Source organism: Bacillus sp. DX4.1, assembly GCF_030348195.1.
In the GTDB taxonomy this organism is placed as follows: domain Bacteria; phylum Bacillota; class Bacilli; order Bacillales; family Bacillaceae_G; genus Bacillus_A.
Window position 1 is genome coordinate 1,055,201 of the sequence record NZ_JAUCFT010000008.1, and the last position, 12,309, is coordinate 1,067,509.

Annotated in this window: 10 protein-coding genes and 1 pseudogene; 8 read left to right on the top strand and 3 right to left on the bottom strand. The window is 33.6% G+C overall.

The window, feature by feature from the left end:
• Window positions 1–26 precede the first annotated feature (26 nt).
• From QUF99_RS08325 to QUF99_RS08350, 6 genes and pseudogenes are all read left to right on the top strand, one after another.
• A complete protein-coding gene (locus QUF99_RS08325) occupies window positions 27–2,306 on the top strand; it encodes a binary toxin-like calcium binding domain-containing protein (protein ID WP_289369430.1) in 2,280 nt (759 codons plus the stop codon).
• A 378-nt stretch (window positions 2,307–2,684) separates the two neighbouring features.
• Window positions 2,685–2,804 (top strand): annotated as a pseudogene (locus QUF99_RS08330) (DNA-binding response regulator); the annotation flags it as partial.
• A gap of 56 nt (window positions 2,805–2,860) precedes the next feature.
• Window positions 2,861–3,919, top strand: coding sequence for a sensor histidine kinase (locus QUF99_RS08335; RefSeq protein WP_289369432.1), 1,059 nt, complete (start codon window positions 2,861–2,863; stop codon window positions 3,917–3,919).
• Between the two features lie 96 nt (window positions 3,920–4,015).
• The gene (locus QUF99_RS08340) at window positions 4,016–4,513 is read left to right on the top strand and encodes a DM13 domain-containing protein (protein WP_289369433.1); all 498 of its coding nucleotides are present in this window, start codon (window positions 4,016–4,018) and stop codon (window positions 4,511–4,513) included.
• A gap of 536 nt (window positions 4,514–5,049) precedes the next feature.
• Window positions 5,050–5,265: an alpha/beta-type small acid-soluble spore protein gene (locus QUF99_RS08345; RefSeq protein WP_289369435.1), complete on the top strand. Its 216-nt coding sequence runs from the start codon at window positions 5,050–5,052 to the stop codon at window positions 5,263–5,265.
• Window positions 5,266–5,657: 392 nt separating this feature from the next.
• The gene (locus QUF99_RS08350; RefSeq protein WP_289369436.1) at window positions 5,658–6,098 is read left to right on the top strand and encodes a VOC family protein; all 441 of its coding nucleotides are present in this window, start codon (window positions 5,658–5,660) and stop codon (window positions 6,096–6,098) included.
• Between the two features lie 67 nt (window positions 6,099–6,165).
• On the opposite strand, the gene dhaQ is transcribed toward QUF99_RS08350, so the two are convergent.
• Window positions 6,166–7,164 carry a DhaKLM operon coactivator DhaQ gene (gene dhaQ, locus QUF99_RS08355; RefSeq protein WP_289369437.1) on the bottom strand — a complete coding sequence of 333 codons (999 nt, stop codon included), beginning with the start codon at window positions 7,162–7,164 and terminating at the stop codon, window positions 6,166–6,168.
• 12 nt (window positions 7,165–7,176) lie between these two features.
• Window positions 7,177–7,749 (bottom strand): dihydroxyacetone kinase transcriptional activator DhaS, encoded by a 573-nt coding sequence (gene dhaS / locus QUF99_RS08360; RefSeq protein WP_289369438.1) that lies wholly within the window; start codon window positions 7,747–7,749, stop codon window positions 7,177–7,179.
• A gap of 274 nt (window positions 7,750–8,023) precedes the next feature.
• On the opposite strand from dhaS, the gene dhaK reads away from it, so the two are divergent.
• Complete coding sequence (gene dhaK, locus QUF99_RS08365) at window positions 8,024–9,781, top strand: dihydroxyacetone kinase subunit DhaK (RefSeq protein ID WP_289369439.1); 1,758 nt, start codon at window positions 8,024–8,026, stop codon at window positions 9,779–9,781.
• A 542-nt stretch (window positions 9,782–10,323) separates the two neighbouring features.
• A complete protein-coding gene (locus QUF99_RS08370) occupies window positions 10,324–12,048 on the top strand; it encodes an ABC transporter ATP-binding protein (RefSeq protein ID WP_289369440.1) in 1,725 nt (574 codons plus the stop codon).
• 110 nt (window positions 12,049–12,158) lie between these two features.
• Here QUF99_RS08370 and QUF99_RS08375 read toward each other — a convergent pair whose 3' ends face one another.
• Window positions 12,159–12,290: a hypothetical protein gene (locus QUF99_RS08375; protein WP_289369441.1), complete on the bottom strand. Its 132-nt coding sequence runs from the start codon at window positions 12,288–12,290 to the stop codon at window positions 12,159–12,161.
• Window positions 12,291–12,309 lie beyond the last annotated feature (19 nt).

Below are 12,309 nucleotides of genomic sequence, written 5' to 3' on the forward strand. Positions count from 1 at the left end.
TATAGGAAATATGGAGGAAAACGAAGATGAAAAAATTAAAGCCAATACTTAGTGTAGTAGGTAGTTTAACTATGGCAATGACGCTAACATCCCCTGCTTTAGCAGACGTAAAGCAGCCGAATCCAGAAAGTATAGTTGAAATGTTCAAAGAGGATTCAAATGTAAAAGAAGGAAAAGATGTTCTTTATGGAACTGACGGAAGAAAAGGAAAGATTTCTACTGAAAAAATTGAAGTACAAAATAACGATTGGGATAAAGATGGTATTCCTAACGACCTAGAGACACATGGATATAAAATTGAATTTAATTATCAAACTGGAAAAAATGAAGCGCGAGCATGGGATTCAGAGAAGGACAAAAATAAATTGAAATTTATCACCAATCCTATGAGTGCGAATTCGGATGGAGATCCTTTTACAGATGAATATGAAGTTCAGTATTTTGGCAGTGATTCTGATACTGAGTTAAATCCAATGGTTGCCAATATACCGAATTTACAAATTGGAATCAAACGTATTGGCGTTACTCCGATTGCATCTATTACGGATTCAAAAGGAGGATCTATCAGTAAAGGTTGGGAGAAAAGTGTATCTACGCAGCACTCTTTTAATGTTGGTCTAACTGGGACAGGCGGTGTTGAAGGCTCAGCAGCAGGACCTGTGCCAAAAGGTGAAGCTTCATTAAATGTAGGCTATGGATATTCAAAAACTGAAACAGAAACAGAAAGCTATTCTAATAATTTTGATTGGTCTACCGCAAAAACTGTAGATTCAGCAAAAGCAGCAAAGGTAAGCTTACAGTTAGAATATAAAAATACAGGTACAGCATCAGCTGAAAATGTTTCTCCTCATTTTAACATTCGCTTAGGAGATAAGATTATCAATACGGTAAAGGCAACACAAGATCGTTATAAAGCACAGCACTTAAGCACAGAAAAAGGCGGAAGAAATAAAACAGAAGTATTAATAGACAGCTTAGATAATCAAGCAGATGTAAATATTTACTTATCGTTAGATGAATTAAAAGCTGTTGAACAAGGTGCCCCTCTATCTGTTGAAGTATTACCTACGAGTACAATGGACTTGTCTATCGAGAAAGATGGAGAATTTACGAATTTAGGAGATTCAGGAAAATATGAATCTCGTGTAAATGCGTCTACTGCATTACTAGAAACAGATATCGGGAATAAACCGAAGTTTAGAGTGTATGCGCCAAACGGTATTGGTGAGAATTTAACGTTTAACGAGGTTTTAAAGCATGTCAACGTAGATTCTAAAAAAGTAAATGCGATTGTAGATAATAGTCGTGGAGAGCGTAACATCTTTGAGAATGGGAATCTAGAAAATGTAAAAGAATCTCTTGTAGAAAAAAGTTGGAAAGTCGGTGCTTTTGAAGAACTACAGCCACCGACATTAACATATAGTGCTTATGACCCAATTAAGAAAAAGTTTTATGCGGCAGTTGTACCGGGCGTATTTGGAGCAAGTAATGAAATCTCTGCTTCTTTTGAAAAGAAAAATTCTAAAACAACCCAGAAAGTAACATTAGTGAAAAATGGAAACGTATATGAGTCTAAAGAAACTGTAAGTTTAAATGATTTCAATCCATCACAAGAAGTTATATTTGAAATCAATGATGCACTAAAAAAACTTCCGACACAAAAAATCTCTACAGTTGTTAAGTATAATAAAGGGTTTGATAACTTATTAGTAGACAATGCAGGTGAATTGATTGTAGAAGGAAAACCATATTATTTGAAAACAACTGCTTCACAAGTTGGTGAAAAAGTGAGCGAAGAGTGGCATGTAAGTACTTTATTTCAAAGTATAAGAGGGAAATATGTACACTTTGATGTAAAGGGGAACAATTGGGATGGATTAAGACTTGGACCGAAAAGTCAAGAAATACATGGAAAAGATATTCAAGCTACGCCAGTAATCATTGAGAGAAAAGGTCAATCTAAACCAGGAGAACCAATTGGAAAAGATGAAGAAGTATTCCTTAAGTTTACGAACAGCACTCATGCTGGTTATCAGTACTTTAATATCGGAAATGGGTATGATTATAGTTGGTTAGATCAAGAACGTAACAGGTCCACAATTAAATTAGACAAAGTTACGAATGAAAAGAACTTCTATTTAAAATCTGATTCTACTTATATCACGTATGGATTCTATAAATGGGTTGGTAGTGTCGCTGATAATGGGATTTACCCACCTGTAAGTGTTAACCAGTATATTTTAAAACCGGAACAGACGACTTCACCAGGTGAGAATCATAAATGGGAGTTAGAAAGTATTAAGTAAAGAATGATGCTATATATGTACCCTCTGTCCATATGGATAGGGGGTACATATATAGGTTTCTAAATGTAACAAATTTTTCTATAAATTTGTTACCTCTATTCCATAAGCCGCAAACTGAACGATCCCCAGTATTTATTCTTTTAAAAATGGTATATAAACAGAACTTATCTAGTCATACAAATAGTCCAATGTTAAAATTACCATCTGGATTATATAATCATTTTTAATAATTCTTAGTGAGTATAAGATCCATGTGTTAGATTCTAACTTAGCAATACTATCAGCAACAACATTTGTGTATCCGAGTTTCATAGATTTATTAGATGAAAGCAAATAAGAGAACCTTTTTTTGTTATTTGTGAAAACGAAGAGAGGATTATATATGAAAAAAAAATTCTAATCGTAGAAGATGAAGAAAATATTCGAGAAGTATGCAAAAGGTATTTAGAAAGAGAAGAATATGAAGTATATACCGCTGTAAATGGAACAGAAGGTTGGATTCATACGGTTTGGGGGATAGGATATCGCTTTGAGCCAAATGGAGGAAATGAAACATGAGATTACGTATTCAATTGTTACTAATGAATTTATTAAGTACCAGTATCATGGTAATTGCTATATGGTATAGTGAGACGAAAATGTTACTTGAACCGGAACAAACGCGGTTATTAACCGTAATCGCAGTTGTAGCATTCATTATTTCAACGTTTATTTACTGGTTAATGACACGTCCTATCATGAGGTCTATCCAAAATTTAATTGAATTAACGAAACAATTTAGTGATAGACAATTTGAAACGATGTATATAATTGGACAAGAACCACGGGAGTTTAAAGAATTAGCAACGGCCTTTCAAAAGATGGCAAAAAAGTTAGAAGAAGGGTTTACTAAGTTAGAAGAAGGGGAAAAAGCACGTAAAGAGCTGATTACAAATATTTCACACGACTTACGAACGCCTATGGCTAGCATGCAATTGATGATAGAAGCATTACAAGATAACCTGATAGAAGATCCTGAAATGAAAAAGCAATACTTAGTGACGATCTTAAAAGAAATAGAAAGATTAAGTGGATTAATCAATGACTTATTTGATCTTTCAAAATTAGAATTTGAACAAGTAGATTTTTATCCAAGTTTAACACATATAGACAAAGTCCTATTAGATGTACTAGAGTCACATTCTGTCTTATTAGCGGACAAACAGATCCATTTGCAATTACAGGTTCCTGATACATTACCTCGACTTTTAATTATGCCATGTAAAATAGTACGGGTCATAAATAATTTGTTACATAATGCAATTCGATATTCCCCTGTATCTGGAACAATTGAGTTGATTATAGAGGAGAATAGGAAAAATCAACAAGTCCAATTCATTTTGCGTGATGAAGGAGAAGGAATTGCTCCACATGACCAATTACGCGTATTTGAACGTTTTTTTAGAACAGATCCATCAAGAAGTTCACAATCTGGAGGATCCGGGCTCGGATTAGCCATTGCAAAATCATTGATTGAAATGCACAAAGGAGAAATTGGTGTGAGAGATCGCTCAGATGGCAAGCAGGGCAGTGAATTTTGGTTTACTCTGCCCATCACATCAGAAAAAATATGACTGCTGAAAGACTTTTGTAATATTTATGTTATAAAAATGAAAGACCTCCTTGTTAACATATCACTAAACATCATGTTAACGGAGGTCTTTTACTTTATGAAAAGAAAATATGTATTATTTATAGCAGGATTCGTGATTGTCGGGGGAATTTTATGGTCTTTGTTCCGCCCCGAGAAATTATTTATTGATAAGCATGTGAATGAAGTATTGCCACAAACAGAAATGAACTCACACGAAACAAAGCAACAACCAGAACGAATAATAAGTGAAGGGCAGTTTCAAAACGGTGTCCATGAAACAACTGGAACGGCAACAATCCATCAATTAGCGGATGGAAAACGTGTTTTACGACTTTCCAATTTTTCAACATCTAACGGGCCAGATGTTCGAGTTGTATTAGTTCCTACGAATCGTTTGAAGAATAATGAAGACGTTAAAAATCATCGGTATATTGAATTAGGAAAATTAAAGGGAAACAAAGGAGACCAAAACTATGAAATTCCTGAAGGGATAGATGTAAGTACATATGGTTCGGTTTCTATATGGTGTAAGAGATTTAATGAAAACTTTGGTGCTGTTTATTTTAAAAAGTAAGAAAGAACATAAAAGTGGGGTTTGGAGAATAATTAATTTCTAAACTGTTTGGTTTGAAAAATGTTTTAGATTGAACAAAGTTGGTCTAGCTAGATTTCTTTATTCTTATTTTTAAAATTTTATAAAACAAATATTTAGACTGGTGAATGGTTGTCAATTCGTAAAAAGGGTATACAAATGTAAAACGAGTTGTTAAAATCAACCAATTTGGATGTTAGTTTTATTTTTACCATTTTGTTTTTCTGGTGGTTTAACATACATTCTTCCCTTTTTGATGATTCCGCCTAAATTTTTTAATGCGGGTATAATCTTTAGGGAGGCTTTAGGATTTCTTTACATAGTCTGGGGAGTTTATTCTTGTAAGGTATTTATAACTAGAAGGTTTTCGAATTCTGATTCTAGTGTTTCTCAAGATAATCAATTAGTGGAAATAAAAGAAGAAAAATAATGCACCTATCATTAAGTAAATATACTAGTCTGCATATTTATCTGAAATTCAGAGCATTATATAAACAATTAAATTGGAGGTGCAGAAGATGAATATTCGTGAAAACAACAATACAAATGAAATTCTTATAACAGCTGCAGCGAGTGCTATTGAGCAAATGAAATATGAAATTGCTCGTGAATTTGGGGTTACACTCGGTCCAGATTCAACTGCGCGCGCAAATGGTTCTGTCGGCGGAGAAATTACTAAACGTTTAGTTCGTATGGGAGAAGAGCAACTAACGGGACAATATAGAATTCACTAGGTACTGTATCTTGCTGAATAGTAATAAAAAAAGGAATGTGATATACTCACATTCCTTTTTGCTATTCTTTAATTCGTATATTACTATTGCTACTGGGGGATACCGCTACACTTAATCAATTGGCTATAGAAGCAGGCGGAATGAAACGAAAACGTAAATGCCATACGGACACTCCCTCCTTGAAATCCATTGTAAGGACTTAACTAAGTTGTGTCCATATGACTATACTAACTCCAAAGAAAAAATTCTGTTAATATTCTATCTCGCTCTTATAATCTCCTACTTACACGAAACTGCTCCGTTAGTTTCTGTAATACTTTATTTTTTAAAGAGGAAGTTTTAATTTATTGTCGTATCTATTAAGTTGTCATTGAGTATCAGAAACCTTGGTGATGAAAAGGATTGGGAGAATCGGGTTTGGTATTTACTTATATAAGGGAGTGGAGAAGTCTATGATTAATAAAGTCGGTCAAATTATGTTATATGTAAATAACCAAGATGAGGCAGTGGATTTTTGGACAGAAAAAGTAGGATTTCGTGTAATTTCTGAAGAAAATAACGGTCAAGGAATGAGATGGATTGAAATTGCTCCCACAAAGGGCGCAGAAACAAGCATCATTCTGCACAATAAGGAATTCGTTGCTAAAATGTCACCTGGATTACATCTTGGTACACCTTCTTTAATGTTTTTCACGGAAAATCTCGATGAATTACGTAGCAACTTATCAAATAAAAATATCACAGTCGGAGAAATTGTAAATATGCCTTCAGGCAGAGTATTTAACTTTGCAGATAACGAAGAAAATTACTTTGCTGTAATGGAAAAAAGATAAATTGCCGCCTAAACTGAACTAATATTCATTTTAGGCGGCTGACAGAAATAGTCGGCCGCCTTTTCAGCTACCAGTTAGCCACTTCAACATCTGCTTTTAACCATGTTTCCCAAAGTGGATCTTCTATTTTAAGTAAACTTAATGAAGTGCCTTGCATATCTAAGGAGGTTAGGTGGGTTCCGACTTTTACAAATCGAATATCTAATCCTTCCAGTTCACATAAACGACGAATGTCATTTGCGAAGATATACTGTTCCATTAATGGAGTAGCACCTAATCCATTAATTAGGATGGCGAACTTATCACCTTTTTTCCAGCGATAAATACTTTTGAGTTTATTCATCAGCTCAATAGCCAATTTTTCAGAGGAAAATAACACCTCTTTACGGTACCCTTTCTCTCCATGGATGCCGACTCCATAAAAAACTTCATTGTCTTGTAAGGTAAAAGAAGCTTTGCCCTGGATAGGGTCGGTTGCTGGAGAAAGCGCAACTCCTAATGTATGTAGATTGCGAATGACAGAAAGACCAATGTTCGTTAATTGTTGTAAAGAATAGCCTTCAAGAGCTGCTGCTCCGAGTATTTTATGAACGAAGATTGTGCCAGCTACTCCTCGTCTTCTTTTATTGAAGGAAGCATCATCTTCAATGGAAACATCGTCATTTACAATGACATGATCAACAAGTCTTCCTTCCTCTTTTGCTAAAGATTCAGCAGTTAAAAAGCTTTCCACGTCAGCTTTGAAGTTTTTAATAATTAATAGGACATTCTTGTCTTTGGGCACGAAACGAATTGCTGCCAATACTTGTTCTGGTGTAGGTGGGGTGAAGATTTCCCCATTGACTGCTAATGAAAGCATGCCTTCTCCTACATAACCAACATCAGCTGGTTCATGCCCACTACCTCCGCCGCTTATGATGACAACATCTTGCCCAATTTCGGCAAGGTCTTTCCGATAAATGATGTTGTATTTTGCGTTATAAGATATTCTATCGCTATGTTCAAAATAAAAGCCATGTAACATATCCTGAACAATATTTTGAGCATCATTCATAATTTTCTTCATTGTTTTTCCACCTTATGATTTGTTTGCTGATTGCTCTAGTAAAAGTACTAATTGATTGTTTATCATATTTTTGATCATAGAAGACATGATAGACGGGTCTACAGTGCAATGATTTTCAATCCAATCTTTTATCGTCCCAACAAAGCCATGGCTATAAAAAGAGGCCAGTGTATCTTTTTTCACCTCGGAAATCACTAATTTACAGCCAATTAATAGTTCGTCGATAATCTTGATGTATAAGTTTTTCGTATGTTCAAATAGATAATGATTAAATGAATTTTGCTCGATTACTTTAAATGCATTTCGATAGAATCGCTGATTTTGGTGAAAGTAATCAAATAATAGGTCGAAAATATTTTCCCATTTTTCATACTCAAGAAAGTCTATAATATTCTCTTTCGTTTCTTCTTTATAAATCCAACCTAACAGTTCGAATTTATCTTTAAAATGATAGTAAAAAGTTTGCCTGCGCATCTGACAATTTAACATGATATCACTCACTGATATTTTATGGAAAGGTTCCGTTTCCATTAATTTTTTTAATGAGTTCGCTATGATTTTTTTAGAAATTATAGAAGAGGTCATCTTAATCATCCCTACAACTTTATTCGTTTTTAATAATAGTAACATCTCATCTATAAATGAAGTGGGCGTTTTTAGACAAATCATTAATTTTGTCCGTTTACCATAAAACGCTTTCATTTTAGTATAGTTAGTAAGAATACGCTTTCAAATATATCATAATTCAGAAGGGAATGTATCGTGGCAGGAATCCCTTATGAATCAATAAAATCATGGAAGTGTGGATACGAATAGGTTTGCGAAAAATGTAACAAAACTTACAGAGGAGGAATAAAAAATGAAAAAAATTATAAATAAACCTGAAACTCTCGTTATGGAGATGTGCAATGGGATGGTTATGGCCCATCCGGAACTCGAGTTGTTAAAAAAGTATAAGGTAATTAAGAAAAAGGAAATGAACGAAAATAAGGTAACCTTAATTAGCGGTGGCGGTAGTGGACATGAACCGGCACATGCGGGATTAGTGGGAAAAGGAATGCTGGATGCCGCAGTATGTGGAGACGTATTTGCTTCCCCTTCACAGATCCAGGTATATCAGGCGATTAAAGCAACAGCTAGCAAAAAAGGTACGCTGCTCATTATTAAGAATTACAGTGGAGATATCATGAACTTTAAAAATGGTGCTCACTTAGCTACTGAGGATGGCATTCAAGTAGAATATGTCCGTGTAGATGATGATATTGCAGTAGAAGATAGTCTTTATACAGTAGGACGCCGCGGTGTTGCAGGAGTTGTGTTAGTGCATAAAATTGCTGGTGCAGCAGCAGAAGAAGGTATGGATTTGATGCAGGTCAAAGCCGTAGCGGAAAAAGCAGCAGCAAATGTTCGAACAATTGGTTTAGCACTAACTTCCTGTACGGTTCCCGCTAGTGGATCGCCTACTTTCAAATTGGGTGAGGATGAGATGGAATATGGCGTCGGTATTCATGGAGAACCAGGCAGAAAACGGGAAAAAATTGCGACTGCAGATGAACTGGCTTTACGTATGACAAATGATCTTGTGAAGGATTTAGTTCTAGATGGTGATGAGGATGCTGAAATTGCTGTTTTAGTAAATGGCTTTGGCGGCACACCGCTTCAAGAACTGTATCTGTTTAACAACGCAGTTACAAGAGAGTTAAGTAAAAGAAATATACGAATAAATAGAACGTTTGTCGGTAATTACATGACTAGTATTGATATGGCTGGAATTTCCCTAACAGTAATGAAACTGGACGATGAGCTGAAGACATTGCTATCTAAAGAATGTAATACACCTGCGTTTCGGGTAGATGGACCAATTGAGAGTGTAGAATACGTTGATATTGAGGATCACGAAGAAGAGAAACTAGTTTTCTTTGAGACGGAAACAACGGAAGAATTCGCTATAATCAAGAATGAGATAATCACATTGGATAATATGATTTATCTTATAGATAAAATGAGCGAAATCATTATCAAGAACGAAGTGCCATTCTGCGAATTGGATACCCATGCAGGTGATGGCGATTTTGGGATGAGCGTCGCTAAGGGATTCAAGCAATTAAAGCGAGAATGGAGATCGATTTTGGATCAAGAACGTTTAAATATAGGAGCATTTCTAGATGCGTGCTCTATGGTTATTATGGAACATTGCGGGGGAGCTTCTGGCCCGATTTGGGGCGGAGCTTTCCGAGCAGCAGGTAAGGCTATGGAAGGGAAAATGGAATTAACAGTCGGAGAGTTTGCTGAAATGTTACAAGCTGCACTTAAAGGTATACAGTCTATCGGTGAGCGCTCTTTCGGAAGAGGAGCAGAGGTAGGCGATAAAACCCTTGTGGATGCACTTGTGCCTTGTGTAAATTCTTGGTTAGAAAGTGCTGCAGCTGGTACGGACTTTAAGACTGCTTTTGAAAAGGGAGCAGAGGCTGCTATTGCAGGAGCGGAATATACAAAAGAAATTGTTGCTCGAATGGGCCGCGCTGGTACGGTTGGCGAAAGAAGTTTGGGTTATCCTGATGCTGGTGCCTTTGCGCTAGGAGTTATTTTTACGGAACTTTCTAGCAGTCTAAAATAATGGTAGTTCGGTATTTCTAAATGAATAGAAGGAAAATAAGAAGTAAGCAACGCCAAAATAAACGTTGCTTCTTTTTGTGTATTAAGCAGATAAGGTTTTTTGCTCTTTTTGTAGCTTTGAAATAAAGTCACGATGCTTTATCCCTTTAATCAAAGAATGCTAAGTGAGTTTTGATTAAACTTTTTTATAAAATGGAAAGTTCATTTAAAAAGAAAAGAATTCATTTTGATCAAACTTTATTTCAAAGCTACATTTATTGGAAAAGAGTAAGAAAAGAAATTGATTTTATATTCCGTTTTTTATCATTAAATGAAATCACTGTAAAAAATATGAATTTTAATTTAAATATATTAATATATAATTATAAGTTTATTTAAATGGTTTTTATTTTTATTACAAAAAAAGAAATTATTTGAAATATAGTAATAAACTTCTACGTTTATTCTATATTTCGTTTTATAATGTTATTTTGTGATTACAAAAATTATATTATTTTGTTCAAATATTATTTAAACTATTTAGTCTAAAGGAGTAACTAGAATATGGAAGCGGAAAAGGATTTTTCAATTAAGAAAATGTGGAAGATAACTAATCCTTCTAAAATTCATTTTATCTCAGGATTATTATTATCTATTGTTTCAAGTGTAATTTCATTGATAGTACCTTTATTAATAAAAGACATAATGGATGAACTTTCAAAAGGTATATCTTTTGGATTAATAAGTCAACTTGCTATTCTGTTAATTTTGGAAATAATTTTTTCAGCTTTTTCTCTTTATTTATTATCTAAAGTTGGAGAAGAAATAGTAAAAAAATTACGTGATAAATTATGGGATAAGTTTTTAAAGTTACCTGTAAAATATTACAATGATAATAAATCTGGTGAAATGGTAAGTAGAATAACTAGTGATACTACTGCAATAGTGAATATTATTTCATCTGAAATTGTTGATTTAATCACGAGTTGTATAACATTAGTACTTTCTTTAATTATTTTGTTTACTTTAGATGTTCCAATGACATTGGTTTTGATTTTAGTAGTACCGATCACTCTTTTTGTTGTAATTCCTTTGGGAGAGAAGGTATATGATCTTTCTTTTCAAGAACAAAATAAAATGTCTCAGTTAACGGCTTATTTATCACAGACTCTTTCTGAGATTAAGCTTGTAAAAGCTTATAATACTGAATTAAAAGAAGCGAAAAATGGAAAAAATCATTTTCAATTTCTTTATAAGAATGGAATTAAGAGAGCTAAAATTAATTCTATATTAACTCCAGTTTTAGGGACATTTACTACTATAGTTTTAATTGGTGTAATAGGTTTTGGTGCTTGGAGGGTAGATCAAGGGCTTATTAGTTCTGGTGAATTAGTAGCGTTTTTATTGTATTTGTTTCAAATTATGTCTCCTTTTATACAAATGAATCATTTTTTAACTAGTTTCCAAGAGGCAAAAGGATCTATGAAAAGATTGTTTGAAATTTTAGAAGAAGAAGAGGAAGTTCAAGTTGTTACTAAAACATATATTGAATCTCCAACTCAATTAGAGTTTAAAGATGTTTCTTTTGGATATGATGAAAAAAACAATGTTATTGAAGATATTTCTTTTAAAATTAAGAAAGGATCTTTAACAGCACTAGTTGGACCAAGTGGTTCTGGGAAAAGTACGATATTTTCATTAATAGAAAGGTTTTATAATCCAACTAATGGAGATATTTTATTGGATGATGTATCTTATAAAAATATCAATGTTGAAGAATGGAGACAGAAATTTAGCTATGTTTCGCAAGATACTCCAATTTTTTCAGGTACAATCAGAAATAATATTTTATACGGAAAAGATGATAAGGTTACAGATGATAAATTGATAGAAATTGCAACACTCGCAAATGCACATGAATTTATTGTTGGTTTATCGGATGGTTATAATACTCAGGTAGGAGAAAGAGGTAATCAACTTTCAGGTGGACAAAAACAACGTATTGCAATAGCTAGAGCTTTAATGCGTGATGCTGATTTCCTATTATTAGATGAGGCTACGGCAAATCTAGATTCTGATTCAGAAAAACAAGTGCAGGGGGCTATAAGTGCATTAATTAATAAACAAACAACTTTTGTAATAGCACATAGGTTGTCTACTATTGTAAATGCTGATCAAATTATTATATTAGAGGATGGTAGAATCACAGGTTTTGGAACTCATGATGAGTTATTAAGTAATCATGAGTATTATCAAAAAGTTATTAAACAGCAATTTGAAAGACAATAATTTATTAATTACTTAAGAGTTGAAAAAGAGCAAGCATTTGCTCTTTTTTTAATTGATTTTATATAGGATTAATATTAAGCAGATAATGATTACTAATCCTATATTACCGCCTATTTTAAATTCGTATTTTTTTTTGTGTTCTTATTTTCTTTTAAATGCTGAATTTCTTTTTCTAATTTTTCTATATAAGTCTTTAATTCTTTTATTTCATCTGTATGTTGAGTTTCAATATTATGATTCATATTAGATAATCTCCTTTTT